Below are 19393 nucleotides of genomic sequence, written 5' to 3'. Positions count from 1 at the left end.
TCGCTAGTCGATTTCTTTTGCTTATCTCGCTATAGTTATCGCCGACTATTTGCGTTCGTTGCCCTTTACGCGAATGAGAGCAGCGCCAAAAAGCTGACCAGCCCTAACAAAAAATTTACGTCGTTGCGGTCGCGAACCGCAGCTTTTACTTGCGTTCTCACGTTAAATGGTATTTACTGGTATTGTTGGGACAAAATGTAAGGAGGATATGATGGATACCTTAACGATTGCAGAAATTGCTTCTCGGCTAGATCTCCCAGAAAGCACCGTTCGCTATTACCGAGACCGATTTAGTGCGTACGTTCCGGTTGTCGGCAAGGGACGGGGACGGCGTTATCCCGACGAGGCGGTAGAGGTTTTCCGGACGATTGCGGATGGCCTGCGCAACGGACAAACCGCCACCATGGTTGACGAAACACTCTCGCGTCTTTTTCCTCGCAATGTCAGCACCGACACCGAATTGGCACAGCAGTCTCCCTCGGCGGCCCCTCAACAGGTGGCACAAGCGATGGTCCAAGTACTCTATCAACAGTCAGAAGAAATCCAAGCCATGCGGCTGTCCTTAGAGCAGATTAAGGCAGAGCTTGATCAACATCACGCACAAGATGTCCAAGCGCTAACCGAAGCCTTTGAGTCACTCAAGTCACACTTGGATACGCAAGACACGAAAAATATGCGACTCGCGCGGGAGCGCGATCAATTCATCATGTCGCAAATGCGGGATATGATGAAATCAAGACCAGAGCAACCTAAGTCATGGTGGCAAAAATGGTGGAATAAAACCCCGCCGCAAGCCTCTGTCAATAGTTAGTAGGGAGAAACGCCCGGGAAACAAGACCGGGCGTTTCTATGTGGGACCACACATTGACGTGTCACTACACTTTAGCATTATGACATCTTTCACCCTGGGCGCATCCCTTCTCATCTCGACGAGTGGGTCGCTTCGGGAACAAAAAACCCCGCCAAAGCCGCTCCGGCCATCTGGGCCATCGTATCGCCCATAATCATCATCCCCTGATGACTGTGCATCGGATGCAACCACGTAACGGTAATAGCCATGCTTAACAAAGCCCCCATGACTCCCCCAGCTGTCGCACCACTCATGGAGGCCATAGCATCAAGATGTTTCGTTAAAGCAGCCCAAAACCCCAACACAGCACCTGTTGCGCCCATCAATATCACAAACAGCACCATCAAATTGGAGGTAACTTGAGACAGTGCGACTGTCGTCATGACCGCGGTTCCAAACGAGACATAAAGACTTGTTAGGCGCACATTCTTCGACATGTCACAGTTCTCCCCGTTTGCTCCAATACCTGGACTTTTAGTATTCTTACGTACGGATCTTCATGGCTATGCGGAATTGACCCCACAGACTCTATTCTCTATAATTAGGTTGCCTAACAAAATAGTTGTCGGAGGCCAGCAATGCCCATCAGTGATAATCCAATCAGCCAACAACTGTTCGAAGCGTTCATGCGGGTCCGTAAGCTCAACTGGTTAAATTGGCACGGGACTGGTCCACGTCCCAGTGATGCCCGCGCCTTATTTTGCATTAAGAAAGATAGTCCAGGCGACGGCTCTGGGATACCGGTCAGCGCTATCAGTACCCAACTCCGTGTAAGCACCCCAACCGTCACTCAACTCATCAACGAAATGGAGGAACGCGGTCTGGTCGAACGCCACATCGATCAAGAAGACCGGCGGGTAAGTCGCGTTCGTCTGACATCCCATGGCGAAGAGGCTTATATTCAGGCGCGCCAAGCCGTATCCGACGCGTTTGACGGACTGATTGATTATCTTGGTCCCGAACAAAGCACCACCTTGGCGCACTTATTAGGCCAGGTGCTGGCGTATTATCACGAACACCAAAGCTTGCCCACAGGAGGAGCTCACTGATGCGTCGCATCCTTCGTTTTCTCCGTCCGTATCGTCAGTCGGTCATCTGGATACTCGTATTGCTATTTTTGCAATCGTTAACGACCTTATACCTGCCGGAATTAATGTCCAAAATTGTGGATAACGGCGTGGTCAAAGGCAACATCCCCTACATCATCCATGTCGGCGAGTTCATGATGGCCGTGACGGTGTTTAGCGTGGTGTGCTCCGTCGCAGCCGGCCTGTTATCTTCCAAAGCCTCCGCAGGCTTCGGAAAAATTGTGCGCCGCAAAGTCTTTGCTCATGTCGAAACCTTTATGCTGAAAGAGTTTGACACATTGGGCACATCGTCTCTCATCGTTCGCACCACGAATGATATTATGCAAGTTCAGCAATTCGTCAACATGCTCTTGCGCATGATGGTCATGGCCCCATTAATGGCCCTAGGCGGCATCATCATGGCCATTTACACCGATGCGCGTCTGTCCCTAATCTTGTTGGTCATCATGCCCGTGTTAGGTCTTGCCATTTATGCCGTCCTTGGCCGGAGTGTTGGACTCTTTCGTGCCATGCAGGGGAAAGTTGACCAATTAAACCGCGTCTTGCGAGAACACCTGACAGGCGTACGCGTCATCCGCTCATTCCAACGAGTCCGCTACGAGGTCCATCGCTTTAACGAGGCGAATATCGAACTAACCGATATTTCCATCCATGTCTATCAGATCATGGCCGCTTTGATGCCACTGCTCATGCTGATTATCAACTTTTCGACTTTGGCGATTATCTGGTTTGGAGGCAAACTGATTAACGATAACGCCATGCAGGTCGGAAGTTTGATGGCGTTTATCCAATACGTTACACAGATAATGTTCTCGGTCATGATGGTCTCCGCCATGTTCTTCATGGTGCCTCGGGCCCAGGCATCTGCACGGCGAATAAACGAAGTCTTAGATATCGAACCCACGGTTCTCGATCCGGCCGTCCCCACATTGCCTACACAGTCCACGGGCGAAGTGGTGTTTGAGGATGTCAGTTTTCAATATCCTGGGGCCGAATCTATGGTGCTTTCCCATATTTCATTTACGCTTCATCCCGGACAGATTACCGCGGTGATTGGCGGAACGGGCGCAGGCAAAACGACCCTTATCAACTTAATTCCCCGGTTTGACGATGTCACCCACGGACGCGTGCTGGTCGATGGCATCGATGTTCGGGATATGGATCAGCATGTCCTACGCCAAAAAATTGGCTTTGTGCCGCAAAAAGCCGTGTTGTTTTCTGGGACGATTGCCGACAACATTCGCTATGGCGACGAAGACGCATCCGATTGGGCTGTAGAACATGCAGCTGACGTTGCCCAGGCCACAGAATTTATTGCGGAAATGCCCCAAGGGTTTGACACCATCATTTCTCAGGGCGGCGCTGATTTGTCGGGCGGGCAAAAACAACGTTTGTCCATTGCCCGGGCTCTGGTCCGCAAACCAGAAATTTATATCTTTGACGATAGCTTCTCGGCCTTAGATTTTAAAACCGATGCAAAGCTGCGACGGGCCTTGCAAAATGAGCTTGATACCTCAACAGTCCTGATTGTCGCTCAGCGGGTCAGCACCGTCATCGACGCGGACCAAATTATTGTACTCGACGAAGGCCAACTGGTTGGCATTGGAACGCACCGCGAACTCATGGCTACATGCCCTATCTACCAAGACATTGTCCGTTCGCAACATGCTGAGGAGGTCATTGCATGAGCACTGAAGACAAACACCACCCATCCTCCCCTGCGGGGCGCGGACCCGGAATGTTTGGTGGCGGCCCTCAAGGTATGGCCATGATTGTGCAAAAACCCAAGAACTTTAAGAGCACCTTGATGCGCTTGCTGGTCTATTTCCGCCCCTATTGGTTGCGGTTACTCCTTGTTTTGATTGCGACGATTTTGGGGACCGTATTCTCCATTATCAGCCCTAAAATTATGGGAGATGCGACGACTGATCTGTTTGACGGCATCCGCCGCAAATTGCTGGGCATGCCAGGAGGCGGCGTCAACTTTCAGCAAATTGGCCATCTCGTCTGGATTCTCGGAGGACTGTATTTATTCAGCTCACTGTTTAACTATTTTCAACAATACGTGATGGCAGGTGTGGCTCAACGGGCGGTCTATGACTTGCGTAAGCAAGTCAACGAAAAGTTGACCAAATTGCCCATTAGTTATTTCGACAAGCATCCCCACGGGGAAATCATGAGCCGGTTTGTGAACGACTTCGACAACATCAGCAGCACCCTGCAGCAAAGCCTGACGCAGTTAATTCAGGCGGTCATCACTTTTCTTGGGGTGATTGTTATGATGTTGACGATCAGTCCCCTTATGACCTTAACGGTTGTCATTACTCTGCCGCTTAGCATTTATGTCACGAGAACCATTGCCGTAAGGTCCCAAGCATACTTTTTAAGTCGTCAGCGCCGACTCGGTGAGCTCAATGGCCACATTGAAGAGATGTACACCGGACACCTCATCGTCAAGGCTTACGGCCATGAAGACAAAGCGTTAGCCAAATTTGACGAAATCAATGAACGCTTATATGACGCGTCATGGAAAGCCCAGTTCATCACCGGCATTATCATGCCGCTCATGAACTTTATTGGCAATATTGGTTACGTGCTTGTCAGCGTCATTGGGGGCATTCTTGTCATTCGCCGTCGTATTCAGATTGGCGATATCCTGGCGTTCATTCAATATGCGCGCCAATTTACGCAGCCCATTACCCAACTCTCCAGTATCTCCAACGTAATCCAATCGACTATCGCCTCCTCTGAACGCGTGTTTGAAATTCTGGATGAACCTGAACAAGTAGACGATGTTCAGGATACGGAGGTCCTTACGCACCCCCGGGGGCACATTCAATTTGAGCATGTGAGTTTCCGCTATCAACCTGACACCCCATTGATTGAGGATATGAACCTCGAGGTGCGCCCTGGCGAAACGGTGGCCATTGTTGGCCCGACTGGGGCTGGTAAGACCACACTGGTCAATCTGATGATGCGCTTCTATGAACTGACCAGCGGCCGCATTCTCATCGACGGCATCGATATCACACAGATATCACGTGATCAGTTGCATCACTTATTTGGCATGGTCTTGCAAGACACGTGGCTATTCAACGGCACAATTCGCGACAACATTGGTTACGGACGCGAAGGGGCTACGGATGCTGAGATTGTCGAAGCTGCCAAAGCTGCGCAGGCCGACCACTTTATTCGCACGCTCCCCGAAGGGTATGATACGGTGCTTAACGAGGAAGCCTCTAATATTTCACAAGGCCAAAAGCAACTGTTGACGATCGCTCGCGCCATTTTAGCCGATCCAGCCATTCTCATTTTGGACGAAGCGACTAGCAGTGTCGACACGCGGACCGAAATCCTGATTCAACAGGCCATGGATCACCTGATGCAAGGACGGACCAGTTTTGTTATCGCACACCGTCTCTCCACAATCCAAGACGCAGACGTGATCGTAGTGATGAATCATGGCAAAGTCGTGGAACAAGGCACGCACGAGCAGTTGTTGGCCTTAAAGGGATTTTATGCAGAACTCTATAACAGCCAATTCAAACCAAGCAGTTCGGTTGCCGTTTAACACCAATTCCATCGCCACGTTCTGTATCTCAAGAATGTGGCGATGCTTTTGAGGATAGCGGCAGTCAGCATCCCTGTTCTCTTATAGGTACGGTTTACCGTGGAAGATTCGTACAAGACATGCTTAAAGCGCAGGTTCCCACTGGGTCTGTGTTTCAAGGGGGTCAGAAGAGCCATGACGAATGTACGCGTTGTTATTGGGGCGGCAACCGCCCATCCGCTTAATGGCATGTTATCCATTCCTGACCCGACAAATGGGCGATATCCAGCGGTTGTATTGGTTCACGGCTCTGGTCCGAGCAATATGGATGAGAAAGTCGGAAACAATTATCCGTTTCGAGACCTCGCAGAAGGTTTGTCGGCAAAAGGCATTGCGGTCTTACGTTATGACAAAAGAACCTTCGTATACGGAAAACAAATGAAAGCTGACGTTAATATCTCCGTGCGGGAAGAAACCATCGAAGATGCCATCTTGGCGGCTCAATTACTGCGCAACGATACACGGATCGATCCACACAAGGTGTTTATCATTGGTCACAGTTTAGGCGGAATGTTAGCTCCTCGAATCGACGCAGAAGGCGGGCAATTCGCGGGGATCATCATCATGGCCGGTTCGCCACGCAAACTTGAAGAAATCCTGATGGATCAAAATAATGAGGTTCTGCACTCGCTTAATCGTTTCTTGAAAGGGATCGCAAACAAACAGATTGCCGCATTGTCTGCTAAGTTTGGAAAAATCTATAGCCTCAGCGACGACGAGGCGAAATTGATGAAGTTGTTCGGAAAATATACAAGGGCCTTTTACTTTAAAGAAATGGGAGAACATCCATCCTCTGACTACCTTAAAGCATTAGACAAACCTGTGCTGATTTTGCAAGGTAACAAAGATTTTCATCTATCCATTGAAAAGGACTTCGGGGGTTATCAAACACTACTATGCGATAAACCCAATGTCACATTCAAGCTCTACCCAAACCTAAATCATCTGTTCATGCCGACTATTTGTGGAGAGATTCGCAAAGCAAAAAAGGAGTACCGCATTGCACAACATGTCGATGAACAAGTCATACAGGACATTGCAAACTGGATTCATACTGTTTGCCATGACAAGACAACCTTATGGAACCCCTAATGATCAGGCATTTCAAAGGGACAAAGTCGGCTCTACCAATAAAGGAGGACGGCTCCGAAAATATAGAGCAATGAGCCTATTGGTATGACTACCTCTCCTTTAGCTTCCAAGGAACTCGACGCCCTGCTGCATGTGCACAATCCGTAATTCCCTAAATTTAGGAACGCCGCCCCATGGTCGCCAAACCGCTTTCCACTTCACGGGCTCTCCGCAGACGTTCTAGGGCATCCCGTTTAGCCTGAGCAGCTGATTCCTGATTTATGGGTATAAGGTTCTGATGCATAAACTCCTTTGGGCTCGATTGATATCATCGTACTGATTGCGCTCCCCTAACACTGTCGCGCCGAATAGCGGTTGTCCTTTACCTCAAACTGCGATACCATTCTGACATACACTCATCCCGAGGAGATGCTATGGGCCGCTGGTCACTCACATGGGAGCGCATACGCCGGACAGGATTATCTCATTGGCGGTTATTGACAATGCAAGTCCGATGGCGCCAGCGCAATCCCCACAATCTCACATTACCGGTCAATGTCTTTCCGATCGATCGGGTTACCGTTGGACATCATACCTATGGTCCACTGCAAATTCATACGTGGGGCGATCCATCCGAACACCTGACTATTGGCCACTATGTCTCCATTGCTCGTGGAGTGCAGTTTGTGCTGGGTGGTAATCATGATTACCACCGGCTATCCACATATCCGATGGAAACCATGGTGCTTCATCAAAGGCCCTTCGAAGCCTTAACGAAGGGCCCCATTGAAGTGGCCGATGATGTTTGGCTGGGGATGGACGCCATGATCCTCTCCGGGGTCTCCATTGGTCAAGGGGCTGTCGTCGCCGCGCGCAGCGTCGTCACCCACAGTATTCCTCCCTATGCTATTGTCGCCGGCAATCCCGCTCGAATTCTGCGGTACCGATTCCCTGATCACGTTATCGCGACGCTTTTGAGCATTGACTACAGCCAGTTGGATGAGGCCACGGTCCGCGATTACGCAGCTCTTTTTACCACCGCCGTCACGGACGATCTGATTTCAATGCTAGAGCACTTGCCGCGAAAAACACTGCCGTCCCGCTAACGCCGTATCCTAGCTTCCGGAATTCCATAAGAGCTTGTACCCGAATAATCATCACGCAAGTGGCCTCGCCATCCCGTCCTACCAGATACGGACAATACCCTAGGTTAACGACGCTATTCTTTTGTCTAGTAGATTTTCCACCGAAAGGCTTCTATATCGTTAAAAAGCACGACATACCTTCCCCACAAGAAATAATCACCTCAATCCGAAACGTTGAAGGTATCGCGGTCACCTGTCCATGGCTGTTCGGATATTATAAGAGCATCCAGTTCGCCTTAAGGTCTTGTCATTACATGGGGAGGACTACTATTTCATGCATACACGAGCTCAACACATCACCCAAGCACTAGCGTGGGAAATCGCCGCAATCCTATGGATGGTGGTTGAGGCCATCTTATCTCTCGAGGCAGGTTATAGAGCCCATTCGCTGGCGCTCACGGGTTTTGGAGCGGATAGTCTGATTGAACTCGTATCGGCCAGTCTCCTCGTCTGGCGATTACGGATCGAAGCCCGTGGCGCTGACGACTCTGCTGTGGACCATGCGGAAGCCAAAACCGCGCGATGGACCGTTGGGCTCTTAGGGCTGCTCTTGCTCTATTTAATCGGCGGGGCTCTCTGGGCGCTGGTCACGTCAAGCACTGTACGTCCAAGTCCTTTGGGAATTATCGTGATGATCATTTCTGGCCTCCTCATGGTGCTATTTGCCCGCCAAAAACTGAAATTAGGGATCGCGTTAAAGAGCACCGCACTAAAGGCGGATGCCACAGAAAGTTGGACCTGTGCGTATATGGCGTGGGCGGGATTAGGTGGTACACTGGGAGTATGGGCCTTAAGGTGGACATGGATGGATCCTGTGTCCGCTCTCGCCATCGCCTATTGGGTGGCCCGAGACGCCTGGAATGCCTTCGAAGAAGTGCGGGAAACGGCGGACTCAGCACGCCAATAGAGCCGAGATGTTCCCTACCCAATTTCGCCCGTTTTGGCAACAATCCTCCCTATCGATAACATGGTCGCCATCAAGGAAGTAGATTCTCGATGCTCACCGTCTATGGGGCCTATGGGGCGACGATCGTCACGCTTATGATGGTTTTTTACGCCTTGGAGACGCGTTTCCATTAGGATTCGCTATCTCGTGTTGGGGATCGGCACGTTATGGGTTTTTGGCCGGAACATGGCCCTTTAATAATCCGAGCGCGATGGCATGGCGGTTGAAAGCGGGTCAGTGAAAAGCCGCCACTGCATAGGTGCCGCCGGTCCACGCAATAATTACTTGGTCGCCGACAGGAATGAAAGGCTGCGATTCGCACCGTCTCGCAACAAGTCGATCTAGAGCAGGTTATTAGGGGCGAAGAAGAGCCTTGCGCACCCGTTCGGTCAAGAGCAGGTCTCTAATCACCATCGCCACATGCATTGGGCGCGTGCGATGGGTGAGGCCCCGGATGCGGTCTTTGAACTTCTCCACGGCGTCCGATTCCGGGGTCAAGAGCAGACGCCCCTCCGAGCCGGGGACCTATCAGAAGAACGTGAAGTCCAGAAAATCAAACGGTGTTTGGTGGGCATCTACAATGCGGGTAGCCCACCCAAAGATCTAACATCTGTAAAGTTTGTCCAAATGGGCCAAATTATCTGAACCTCGTTGCATAGATTCTCACTCTGCGGTTGCCGAGGATATGATAGGAGCCGTTTGCAATGGCCGTACGGTGAAGAGAGGGATAAAAATTTGTGCCAGCGGGCCGATTGCAAGCGCGTAGAGGAGCGTCCCCCAGCCAACATTTCCTCCTAGTTCCCAACCTACGGCTAACACCGTGACCTCGATCACTGTCCGGACACGCCGAAGTGATAGCCCGCGGTTCGCCAGCCCCACCATAAGCCCGTCTCGCGGACCGGGTCCCAAACCAGCACCAATGTAACAGCCTGTAGCCACACCGTTAATCGCTACGCCGAGGAGGAGTACACCGATACGCGGAAAGAGGCCACTCGGCGGTGTGACGTGGGAAAGGACGAGATCCATTACTCCCCCAATCACGACCACATTTAGGACCGTCCCCAGGCCGGGCCGCTGTCTCAACGGAATCCACAGTAACAACACGGCCATTCCAACAAGGATCGACCAAGTCCCGATGGCGATTCCCGTGTGCAAAGAAAGCCCTTGCTGAAAGACGTCCCACGGATCAATGCCCAAGTGCGCTAGAACCAGGAATGAATCGCTTGCGCCATAGAGCAGAAGTCCGATCAGCAGTTGTGCCACGCGGCGTCGAAGTCGATCTCGTGATGCTGGAGGCACCAATAACACAATGATTGGCGCCAAAATTCGTGCCATAGTAGCCTCCTACTTCATGTTTTGTTTTTTGCTGCCTTGTGCAATCTTTCAAGGAGGTTCGCTTCGCCCCCCCTGTCGAACCTTTCCTGTACCATCACCAGGTTGGTGGACTCTGCCATGTCTTACAGGTCTAGTCGCTCATTACAGGATTCTCGTTAAAGACTGACATCGGGTCGGTGCAGGCAGATGCTATTATAGGAACAATAGGCATCATAAACACCAGCCAATTTAATGCCAATTTACCGGCCATTTTTCGGAAGGATGTGCGTCATGAGTAATCAACCGCGAACAGTACGGGAACTGGTGGAATGGCTTGTGAGCAGCATTCATGAAGGAGTCTGGCTGCCAGCAACGCGGTTGCCGCCGGAACGGAATCTTGCGGAGCAACTTGGGCTTAACCGTAGTACCGTAGCCACCGCTTATCTAGAACTCCAGGCAAGGGGTCTGGTAGAACGCCGACAAGGCAGCGGTACCTATGTGCGTGGCGATCTTTGGGGCATCACACCAGATTGGCCTCGTTATATGGAGCGAGCCGCATTCCGGCCTCTGGCCCCGCTCGCTCGCCAAATTGAAGAGTCCCGTCAGCGAGCTGGTGGATGGGATTTCTCGGAGGGGGATATCGGGTCGGATTTTTGGCCAGTGTCCACCTTGCAACGCCTCTTGGCGGACGTGGAACTGAAGAAGGTGCTTGGCTACGAGAAGCAACTCGGGCTCCCATCTCTCCGTGAGGCAGTAGGCCTTGAAATGAAGCGTCATCTGGATATCGACCTAGATCCCGAATCCGTGCTGATTACCGCTGGTGCCCAGCAGGCACTCTATCTTCTAGCCAGGGGTCTATTGCATCCCGGCGATACGATCGCTATTGAAAAGCCTTCTTTTTATTATTCGCAGGCACTTTTTCAATCGTCCGGGGAGCGCCTCTTACCCATCCCTATGGATGGCGACGGAATTATGCCGGACGCACTGGCGCATATCATCCGCAACCATCGGCCGTCCATGGTCTGGCTGAATCCCACCTATCACAATCCTACCGCATCCACATTAAGTTTGGCGCGACGTCAAGCTGTTATCGCACTTTGCAGCACCTGGAATCTACCCATTGTTGAGGACGATGCCTTCGCACATCTGCGGGTGGCAGGCACTCCTCAAGCACCGCCTCCCCTGTTTCGTTTGGCCGAGCAGGCATCCGTCTTGTACGTAGGCAGCCTTTCAAAGATTGTGGCGCCGGGGATGCGCATCGGTTGGATCGCTGGGCCCAGGGCCATCATTACCTGTCTTGGCGAGATTCGAAGACAAATTGATGCGGGGACCCCCAGTCTCGTCCAAGCCCTTGCTGCGGGACCCCTGACAAGCCCCGCTTGGCCCAGTCACGTCGAAGCCGTGTCACACGCCTTGAGAAATCGTCGGGACGCTTTCCATCGGGCTCTTTCAGGTTTCGCTGACTTGCGAGCGGAATGGACACCGCCCGAGGGAGGGCTCCATTTCTGGCTGAACGTTGGCGGCTCGGTGCCCGACCACGTACGGATTAAATGGGCTGTGGATGTCGGTGTGACTTACGCCCCAGGCCGGCTATATGGTGCTGACGACGGCTTTGTGCGACTCAATTATGCACGGCTATCACCCGGACAGGCGGCGGTGGGTCTCGCTCGGCTCAAAGACGCCATCAACGGGGATCTGGTCCTGTAAGGAGACCGCTGGTCAGTGGGCTGGAGCTGGGCCGGACCGATGGCAGACGATTATTCCGTCCGATTTTACCTTATTGAGCACGCAAAAAGCTGACCAGCATCAACCGGCCCACGCCAGGATCCTGCTCGGGAACTCCTGCCCGTTAAACGCGTGTGTATCCGCCTTCGGCGCGGTCATTCGCGGGAATGGCTGACGTTGTTGTACACCGAGATCAGTCTACCCGACGACGAAGTCCGCCATAGAGTCAGAGTCAGCGTGCTCCTCGATGAGAATGGCTAAGGATTCCGGCCATTTGACTCAACCCGAGCTGTAACCGTCAAATGAATTTCTTCCGTAGGTCATGCCTTTCCCCACCCGTTTTTCTCCGCAATTTTTCCTGATTCATCGATTTTGCGTAAAATGAAGTTGTTCGCTGGCGCGAGCAGAAAGGCAGGGCTTGAGGACGCAGGGAGGACAGATTTGGTCGATAATTTTTGCATTTTTAATCGGGCATGGTCGAGGAATCCTTGTTATATCGGCCTTTTTCGCGTCTGATCCCCCTCAAACTTTTGCTCTGAGTTTCCCCCGCCCATCGCTCTCAGGCATTAAAAAAGACGGGCGAATTCAGGCTTTTGACCCGAATCCACCCGTGCTGCACGGAACAACTTATTTTACTCAGGGAAGACCTTATTTTGCGTTAACATTTGCCGTACACGGTAATACAACTTATTCCACCGTCACGGATTTGGCCAAATTGCGTGGCTGATCCACGTCTTCTCCACGTGCTACCGCCGTATAATAGGCGAGCAGCTGCAAAGGAATGGCTGCCAGAACCGGTGATAATTCGGGCAGATCGACCGCCACATCAATACGGTGATCAATGGGCAACCCCACGGGCAGCGAACTGTCCACTATGCCCCAGACTTCGGCCCCACGCGCCTTGACCTCGAGAATATTAGAGACGGTCTTGTCCGCTACATCCCTTTCCGTCATGATGACGACGACCGGGGTATTCTCTTCAATTAAGGCCAGCGTACCATGTTTCAGTTCTCCTGCGGGATACGCCTCGGCATGGAGATACGAAATCTCCTTAATTTTCAACTGCCCTTCCATAGCCAACGCATAATCCCGTCCACGGCCGATATAAAAGACATCATGGCCACTAGCCAGACGCTCCGCCATATCTTTGACAGGTTCCATGACGTCCAAGACCTGATGTCCTAACAAGGGCAGTTGCAACAAGCCGCGCACTAAGTCCGGTCGCGGATGGCCATGGATATCTGCAAGCGCCAGCGCAATCAGAGTCAATACAAGGATCTGAGTCGTGTAGGCTTTGGTCGACGCGACCGCAATTTCTGGCCCCGCTAACGTATAGGCGACCGCATCAGACTCACGCGCCGCGGTTGATCCTACTGTATTGGTAATACTAAACGTAAAGTGGCCAAGTTCCCGGGCCAGCCGCAAACACGCCAAAGTATCGGCGGTCTCGCCGGATTGCGAAATGGCAATGACCATGGTATCCGGCTCCATAACGGGGTGGGCATAACGAAACTCGGAGGCCACGTCCACATTGACCGGAATTCGGGCTAAGCTCTCGATAAGACTCTTACCAATCAGCCCAGCATGATAGGCAGTGCCGGCCGCAATGATTTGAATGTGCTTCACGCGCTGCAAATACTCCGGAGTAAGACCGATTTGTTCCGGCACTACCCGGTCCCCCTGAATGCGCCCTAACAAACAATCGCTCCAAACATCTGGCTGTTCCATAATCTCTTTTAGCATAAAATGAGGATAGCCCCCGCGCTCCGCTTGGCGGATGTCCCAATCGACCGTCATAATCGGCCGTTCGACCGTTTCCCCAGCCAAATTCATAATTCGCACTGTATGCGGCGTGACAACCGCCATATCCCCATTTTCCAAGACTTGTGCTTGACGGGTGGCCGACAAAAACGCACTGAAGTCCGACGCCAAATAATTTTCTCCATCGCCCAACCCAATAATCAAAGGGCTGGTGCGACGGACCGCGATAATCCGGTCAGGTTGACGAGATGATATCGCTAAAAATGCGTATGCCCCTATAAGTCGCTTTTCGGCGGTCCGCACTGCCCCTTCGAGATCCTGGGCTCCCCCATACTCTTCCAGCAAATGGGGAATGACTTCCGTATCCGTATCGGATAGAAAATGGTGCCCTAATGCGATGAGTTCCGCACGCAGTTCTTGGAAGTTTTCAATGATACCGTTGTGAACGGTGGCAATTTCTCCATGACAATCCGTATGAGGATGGGCATTAATATCCGTGGGACGGCCGTGCGTCGCCCACCTGGTATGTCCGATGCCACAAGGAACCCCCGACGGCATGGCGCCCAACAATTCCCCCAATGCAGCGAGCTTGCCGCGCGCCTTTTGTATCGCAATACCTCCTTGCGCGGCCAAAGCAATCCCCGCCGAATCATATCCGCGATATTCCAACCGTTTAAGCCCAGAAAAAATAAATGGGAGGGCATCATTCTGTTCTCCCACAAACCCAACAATTCCACACATTGATCGATCGCCTCCATATTCAGGAGCCGGTCCCGGCCACACGTGTTTGTGCTATCCTTGCGGATATCCCATGCTGGATAAAACTTTTTCTGCGGTTGCTATAGCAGCCCCATGTGCTAAATCGATGCCAACATGCAAATCCGGCATCATCCCTGCAAACAAAGACTCCAAGTACCGGTGGTAATGCGCCACAGCCGTCTCCTCATAGTGGAAAAGACGTCCGACCTTATGGGCCTGACCTAAGGCAAACTCTTGAGATAGTACCGTGCGCTCTACCTTATCTTCTTGCTGCACGGGCCACTTTCTTCCCATATGGTCTAAAAGCTTAATGCCGTTGTATTGCGGAGGATTATGAGACGCCGAAATCATCACCCCCGCCTGCGCCCCCATTTTCCCAATAAGATACGCTAAAGCGGGCGTCGGCAAGATCCCCACCAGCACTACGTCGACCCCGGACGACAAAAATCCGGCGGTCAACGCCGCTTCCAACATGGGTCCCGAAACCCGCGTATCGCGGCCAATCAAGACCTTTGAGCCAGGAGACAACTGGCTTGCCGCTGCTTGCGCAATCTCCATAGCTAAGCGACCCGTGAGTTCTTCATTGGCAACCCCACGGGCCCCATCTGTTCCAAACAATGACATCGGCTACATTCCCTTCAGGCTTGTGTCCTAAACTCTTGCTTTCTAGTGTATTATCCAGCCCTCGTGATGGTGACGTGGACATTGACGTCTTGCGTCGTCACACCACTCACTCCTGTAGGAAAAGCCAAGGGCACGGCAGACGACACGGACGCGCTATCGTTAGAGACCGAGATTGGCACCGTATAGATCACGGATATTTGAGACAAAGCAGACTTGCTCCCCGTAATGACGACGGATGCGGGATGCACCGCAATGGTCGACACGGCATAGCCGTGAGCGGGATAGCCCGATATTTTAGCAACAACCCCTACGGTTTTTTCGGGAGGCCGCTTTTTGATGGAGGCCTGTGCCGTAACCATGGTTGGCGAGACCTGTACGTTGGACACTAATCGGTCTTCACTATTTAACGGCATCAAAATCACTTGTTCTTGAAAACTGCTTGTACGTCCGCCCACCGGCATATCAGCGACCAACTCTTTAATCTTGTCCAAATCAGACATAGGGCCTGACACCACCGCCGTTTGCGTATTCGTCGCCAGTTGGGTCAATTCGTAACCAGGAGCGGGCGTCCCCACCGCTTTCAACGTCACATTCATATGTCTAGTCCCCATTTGGTCAATCACGACAGTGACGTGATTGGGAACGACATTGACGAAACTCGTGCCCGCGGGCACTGACACACGGACAGGCAATGAATAAGTCCCACTGGCTGTAATATTTTTCATATCGACAAACGCAGAAAATGATTGGGGATTAATTTTAGCCACCGTGGCAATCGGCCCCTTAACCTGAACCGACACCGATTTATAGTTCATGGACATCACCGTCAGATCGGCCTTCGAGGGGGGATTATATTCCACAGGCACCGGGCCAATAGACCGATCGCCCACGACATGAGAATTGGTGGACGTCACTTGAAACCAAAGAAACAGCGCGACCACCACCGATAGGATTTTCAAAATGGTGTTGTTTTCTAGAAGCCGGTCCATCATGAATTCACGCCCCTCCGCCAAATTTTCAAGGACGTATGAGGTTTGGCAATCAGTAATCGTGTCAGCATTTCGCGTAAGGCGCGATCTTCCAACCGGCGGTACAATTGCCCTTCTAGCGCCACAGAAATCCAACCGGTCTCTTCAGAGACAGCCACCACCACGGCATCAGATTGCTCGCTGATGCCAATGGCCGCACGGTGGCGACTTCCCAATTCACTACCAGGTTGCGCACTGTCCGTGAGAGGCAAAAATGCTGCGGCGGCAATCACCCGGTCACCACGGATAATACAAGCCCCATCATGTAGTGGCGTATTCGGCACAAAAATGTTTTCTAAAAGGGGAGCAGACACCAACGCGTCGATCGAGGTCCCGGTCGCCGCATATTCGTTAAGTCCTGTCGTGCGCTCCCAAACAAATAGGGCCCCCGTTCGGTTTCGTGAGAGATGGTCGCACGCCCGGGCTAATTCGTCAATCGCATGAGCGATATCCGCTTCTTCGTGCAAGAGAATGCCTTCAGAAAAAAATCGTCCTTGTCCGATGTGCTCCAATGCCCGGCGCAACTCCGGCTGAAAGATAATCGGGATCGCCACCACCAACATGACCTGAATTTCTTGCAGCAGAAAGTGGGTGGTATAAAGATGGAGCCAACTGGACACAGGAACGGCCACTAAAAGAATAATAATACCCTTAATCAGCTGAACCGCTCGCGTACCCCGAATTAACAAAAAAAATCGATAGAGACCGTAAGCGACGATCGAAATATCCACTACGGACAGGAGCCATGACGACCACGACATATTCTGGACAAATGACAACACCGGTTCCACCCCGCTTACCAGACCCCAAATATCTATCCATCCTATTTAGCGTACCATATTCTTAGCCCAACACCATGCATCTTAGGCTAATACCAATTTTCGGATTCACATCGTAGCAGCCTATGATAGACTAGCCGCGAGGGGGAAAAAATTTGACGCCGAATTCGCCGGGCTACCAACGCGCCTTACCATCTGACGGCTTAAGCGCCGTCACCGTGGCACGCCGCATCTACCGCGTCGTCAGCCTCTTCGTGAGCATCGTGCTCCGGATCAGTTGGGCGGCCGTGTTTCAAAAAAACCGCCCCGACACCGCGGAAAAAGAAGCGTTTTGGAACGACCTCTATACGCGCGAAGCCATTAAATTTCGCCAAACGGCCGAACAGCAAGGAGGGTTGTTAATTAAGGTTGGGCAATTTCTCTCGAGCCGCGTCGATTTGTTGCCCCAGCCGTTCATTGAACAGTTGCAAGCCCTCCAAGACAACGTCAAATCAGCCCCTTGGGCTGAGGTCCGCCCTATTTTAGAACAAGAATTAGGGCCCTTGCATGAATCCTTTCTCATTTTTGACGAAGTCCCCTTGGCCGCAGCATCACTAGGGCAAGTCTACCGCGCCGTACTTCCTGACGGCACCCCGGTTGCCGTCAAGGTCCAACGTCCTTATATTGACGGTACCGTTCAAGCGGACCTCAAAGCCTTGACGATCGTGGTCACATTAGCGACCCGCTTTACCCGCTTTGGGCGTGCCTTTGACCTGTATACAGTGCTCCGCGAATTTCGGCGGATTGTCATCGAAGAACTTAACTATCAACAGGAATTACAAAATACCGAACTGATCCGCGAAGACATTAGACACCTGCCATGGGTCATTGTGCCCAAAACCTATCCTGAGCTCTCGACGACGAGAGTGCTCACCATGGAATATTGTGACGGTATTAAAATCAACCAACGGGATGAGCTTCTCGCCCGAGGGCTGAACCCCACCACGATCGCAGAACATGCTATTCACCTCTATTTACATATGGTCATGGAGTCGGGTATCTTTCACGCGGACCCCCACCCAGGCAATTTGTTGGTAGCCCGCAATGGGGACCTGGTCCTCTTGGATTATGGCATGATTGGGATTTTGGACGTCCCCACCCGCAAGCAACTGCGACGACTGTTTGTTGCCGTATCCAAACGCGATCCGTCGGAACTCGCTGCCAGCATGGAAGCCTTAGGAATGGTCCGTCCCGAAGCCGATAGTGTTCAGCTCCGCAGGCAAATTCAATATCTCCTCGACCGCTATTATGCGGAAACATTAGATGAACTGACATCGTTAGATTTAGTCGCCCTTTTGCGGGACTTTGAAAATCTCCTGCGTACCCAGCCGATTCAAGTGCCAGGACACTTTGCCTTTTTAGGCCGGGCCATTGCCATCTTGGTCGGTTTAGCGGAAGGCTTGGATCCGGATATCAACCTCGTCACATTGTTTGCCCCCTATGCCAAACGCTTCGTCACAGAAGACCAAGGCGGTAGCCTGGGTTTTGTCAAGCGGACTGCCACGCACTTTGTCACTACCTTAGCCGACCTCCCCGATTTATCGCACCGCGTGTTAAAACAAGTCGAGAACGGAGAAGTAGAAGCCCAAGTCGAATGGAAAAAAGGTGCGTACCATTTGCGGCAATTAAACCGCACGTTACAAGGCGTCATTCAAGCCCTGTATGTGGTGGGTTTTACGCTAACAGCCAGTGTCCTTGTGATCTATCACCATCCGCTACTAGGTGACACGTTCTATGGGTTCGCAGGGCTAGCGTTCCTTTATGGATCCGTCCGGCGATGGCGTTAATTCAAATGCCATTGAAATTCAAATTGGCCAAGGCGCTCAAGCGGGAGCAGCGATGGCTACGAATTCCGTCGACAAAGAGATGCAAAAATACTTTGGACTCAAAGACGGCGACCGCGCCGTCGTGGCTGCCCGTCTACGGGGCGTCGAGTCGCCAAAGGATTTTGTGCAATTGGTGCAAAAACTCAAGGGTCGCCACGGAGTGCCTGTTGGCGTGAAACTAGCGCCGTCTGGGTGGTTGGAAGATGATTTGGAAGTGTTATTAGAGGCGTCTGTGGACTTTCTCGTTCTTGACGGAGGAGAAGGGGGAACCCATAGCGGTCCCCCCATTTTACAAGATGATTTTGGCCTGCCAACCATGGCGGCAATCTCTGAGGCCGACGCATATCTCAAATCACAAGGAGTTCGCGATAAGATCTCCCTTATTGCAGCAGGCGGCCTCCGCAGCCCCGGAGACTATCTTAAGGCCATGGCCATCGGCGCTGACGCCGTCTATATAGGCTATGCAGCCTTAATGGCGCTGTCGGCCGCCGAGGCGGTCAAAGTCCTACCGTTTGCGCCACCTGAAGACTTGTTGTACCACAAAGGCCAGCATCAGCACGAGCTCGATGTGGACCGTGCGGCCAACCATCTGGCGCATTTCCTACGCTCTTCTTGCGACGAAATGCGCTATGGGGTTCAGGCCTTAGGTAAAACCGACGTTCACGACGTCAACCGGCACGACCTGGTAGCCCTAGATCCGTGGACCGCCCAAATGGCGAAAGTCCGCAGTATCGTCCGTCCGTGGCTTGGCCAACCAGGCATTTTTCCGGAGCCTCCATCATTTCAGTTCCGCCACGACGTACCACCTGATGTTCAATAAAACGCGTG

At 52.1% G+C, this 19393-nt stretch carries 16 protein-coding genes; 10 read left to right on the top strand and 6 right to left on the bottom strand.

Going from position 1 to position 19393, the window contains the following annotated elements; translation table 11 throughout:
• Positions 1–208 precede the first annotated feature (208 nt).
• Positions 209–811, top strand: coding sequence for a MerR family transcriptional regulator (locus ORD20_RS03635; RefSeq protein WP_158246131.1), 603 nt, complete (start codon positions 209–211; stop codon positions 809–811).
• A gap of 110 nt (positions 812–921) precedes the next feature.
• Here the strand turns inward: ORD20_RS03635 and ORD20_RS03630 are convergent, their stop codons facing one another.
• Positions 922–1287, bottom strand: coding sequence for a hypothetical protein (locus ORD20_RS03630; RefSeq protein ID WP_103374174.1), 366 nt, complete (start codon positions 1285–1287; stop codon positions 922–924).
• A 141-nt stretch (positions 1288–1428) separates the two neighbouring features.
• Here ORD20_RS03630 and ORD20_RS03625 point away from each other — a divergent pair, with 141 nt between their 5' ends.
• The 6 genes from ORD20_RS03625 to ORD20_RS03600 all read left to right on the top strand — a co-directional run bounded on the left by ORD20_RS03625 (position 1429) and on the right by ORD20_RS03600 (position 8671).
• A complete protein-coding gene (locus tag ORD20_RS03625) occupies positions 1429–1899 on the top strand; it encodes a MarR family winged helix-turn-helix transcriptional regulator (protein ID WP_103374175.1) in 471 nt (156 codons plus the stop codon).
• The gene (locus ORD20_RS03620; protein WP_103374176.1) at positions 1899–3626 is read left to right on the top strand and encodes an ABC transporter ATP-binding protein; all 1728 of its coding nucleotides are present in this window, start codon (positions 1899–1901) and stop codon (positions 3624–3626) included. The genes ORD20_RS03625 and ORD20_RS03620 overlap by 1 nt, the downstream gene beginning before the upstream one ends.
• Complete coding sequence (locus ORD20_RS03615) at positions 3623–5509, top strand: ABC transporter ATP-binding protein (protein ID WP_103374177.1); 1887 nt, start codon at positions 3623–3625, stop codon at positions 5507–5509. The genes ORD20_RS03620 and ORD20_RS03615 overlap by 4 nt, the downstream gene beginning before the upstream one ends.
• Before the next feature lie 174 nt (positions 5510–5683).
• A complete protein-coding gene (locus ORD20_RS03610) occupies positions 5684–6640 on the top strand; it encodes an alpha/beta hydrolase family protein (protein WP_103374178.1) in 957 nt (318 codons plus the stop codon).
• Positions 6641–7053: 413 nt separating this feature from the next.
• A complete protein-coding gene (locus ORD20_RS03605) occupies positions 7054–7725 on the top strand; it encodes a CatB-related O-acetyltransferase (protein WP_103374179.1) in 672 nt (223 codons plus the stop codon).
• Between the two features lie 313 nt (positions 7726–8038).
• Positions 8039–8671: a cation transporter gene (locus ORD20_RS03600; RefSeq protein WP_103374180.1), complete on the top strand. Its 633-nt coding sequence runs from the start codon at positions 8039–8041 to the stop codon at positions 8669–8671.
• A gap of 702 nt (positions 8672–9373) precedes the next feature.
• On the opposite strand, the gene ORD20_RS03595 is transcribed toward ORD20_RS03600, so the two are convergent.
• Positions 9374–10045 (bottom strand): YczE/YyaS/YitT family protein, encoded by a 672-nt coding sequence (locus tag ORD20_RS03595; protein WP_207654602.1) that lies wholly within the window; start codon positions 10043–10045, stop codon positions 9374–9376.
• 270 nt (positions 10046–10315) lie between these two features.
• Here ORD20_RS03595 and ORD20_RS03590 point away from each other — a divergent pair, with 270 nt between their 5' ends.
• Positions 10316–11731, top strand: coding sequence for a PLP-dependent aminotransferase family protein (locus ORD20_RS03590; protein WP_158246133.1), 1416 nt, complete (start codon positions 10316–10318; stop codon positions 11729–11731).
• A 705-nt stretch (positions 11732–12436) separates the two neighbouring features.
• Here the strand turns inward: ORD20_RS03590 and glmS are convergent.
• Genes glmS through cdaA form a run of 4 tightly spaced genes read right to left on the bottom strand, consistent with a single transcriptional unit; the run spans position 12437 to position 16703 of the window.
• Entirely contained in the window at positions 12437–14251 is a 1815-nt protein-coding gene (gene glmS, locus ORD20_RS03585) for a glutamine--fructose-6-phosphate transaminase (isomerizing) (RefSeq protein ID WP_103374183.1), read from the bottom strand.
• Positions 14252–14302: 51 nt separating this feature from the next.
• The gene (locus ORD20_RS03580) at positions 14303–14893 is read right to left on the bottom strand and encodes a hypothetical protein (protein WP_430626517.1); all 591 of its coding nucleotides are present in this window, start codon (positions 14891–14893) and stop codon (positions 14303–14305) included.
• A 50-nt stretch (positions 14894–14943) separates the two neighbouring features.
• On the bottom strand, positions 14944–15885 hold the full coding sequence (locus ORD20_RS03575) for a CdaR family protein (protein WP_103374185.1): 942 nt from the start codon (positions 15883–15885) through the stop codon (positions 14944–14946).
• Complete coding sequence (cdaA, locus tag ORD20_RS03570; protein ID WP_103374228.1) at positions 15882–16703, bottom strand: diadenylate cyclase CdaA; 822 nt, start codon at positions 16701–16703, stop codon at positions 15882–15884. The genes ORD20_RS03575 and cdaA overlap by 4 nt, the downstream gene beginning before the upstream one ends.
• A gap of 152 nt (positions 16704–16855) precedes the next feature.
• Here cdaA and ORD20_RS03565 point away from each other — a divergent pair, with 152 nt between their 5' ends.
• The gene (locus tag ORD20_RS03565) at positions 16856–18526 is read left to right on the top strand and encodes an ABC1 kinase family protein (protein WP_103374186.1); all 1671 of its coding nucleotides are present in this window, start codon (positions 16856–16858) and stop codon (positions 18524–18526) included.
• Positions 18501–19385: a glutamate synthase-related protein gene (locus ORD20_RS03560; RefSeq protein ID WP_430626516.1), complete on the top strand. Its 885-nt coding sequence runs from the start codon at positions 18501–18503 to the stop codon at positions 19383–19385. The genes ORD20_RS03565 and ORD20_RS03560 overlap by 26 nt, the downstream gene beginning before the upstream one ends.
• Positions 19386–19393: the final 8 nt, after the last annotated feature.

This window comes from Sulfobacillus thermotolerans (assembly GCF_039623705.1).
Lineage (GTDB): Bacteria > Bacillota > Sulfobacillia > Sulfobacillales > Sulfobacillaceae > Sulfobacillus > Sulfobacillus thermotolerans.
This window is presented reverse-complemented; position numbering and strand designations above follow the sequence as displayed.

Coding starts and splice junctions, on each gene's coding strand:
- ORD20_RS03635 (WP_158246131.1), top strand. CDS start 209: ATGATGGATACCTTAACGATTGCAGAAATTGCTTCTCGGCTAGATCTC.
- ORD20_RS03630 (WP_103374174.1), bottom strand. CDS start 1,287: ATGTCGAAGAATGTGCGCCTAACAAGTCTTTATGTCTCGTTTGGAACC.
- ORD20_RS03625 (WP_103374175.1), top strand. CDS start 1,429: ATGCCCATCAGTGATAATCCAATCAGCCAACAACTGTTCGAAGCGTTC.
- ORD20_RS03620 (WP_103374176.1), top strand. CDS start 1,899: ATGCGTCGCATCCTTCGTTTTCTCCGTCCGTATCGTCAGTCGGTCATC.
- ORD20_RS03615 (WP_103374177.1), top strand. CDS start 3,623: ATGAGCACTGAAGACAAACACCACCCATCCTCCCCTGCGGGGCGCGGA.
- ORD20_RS03610 (WP_103374178.1), top strand. CDS start 5,684: ATGACGAATGTACGCGTTGTTATTGGGGCGGCAACCGCCCATCCGCTT.
- ORD20_RS03605 (WP_103374179.1), top strand. CDS start 7,054: ATGGGCCGCTGGTCACTCACATGGGAGCGCATACGCCGGACAGGATTA.
- ORD20_RS03600 (WP_103374180.1), top strand. CDS start 8,039: ATGCATACACGAGCTCAACACATCACCCAAGCACTAGCGTGGGAAATC.
- ORD20_RS03595 (WP_207654602.1), bottom strand. CDS start 10,045: ATGGCACGAATTTTGGCGCCAATCATTGTGTTATTGGTGCCTCCAGCA.
- ORD20_RS03590 (WP_158246133.1), top strand. CDS start 10,316: ATGAGTAATCAACCGCGAACAGTACGGGAACTGGTGGAATGGCTTGTG.
- glmS (WP_103374183.1), bottom strand. CDS start 14,251: ATGTGTGGAATTGTTGGGTTTGTGGGAGAACAGAATGATGCCCTCCCA.
- ORD20_RS03580 (WP_430626517.1), bottom strand. CDS start 14,893: ATGTCATTGTTTGGAACAGATGGGGCCCGTGGGGTTGCCAATGAAGAA.
- ORD20_RS03575 (WP_103374185.1), bottom strand. CDS start 15,885: ATGATGGACCGGCTTCTAGAAAACAACACCATTTTGAAAATCCTATCG.
- ORD20_RS03560 (WP_430626516.1), top strand. CDS start 18,501: ATGGATCCGTCCGGCGATGGCGTTAATTCAAATGCCATTGAAATTCAA.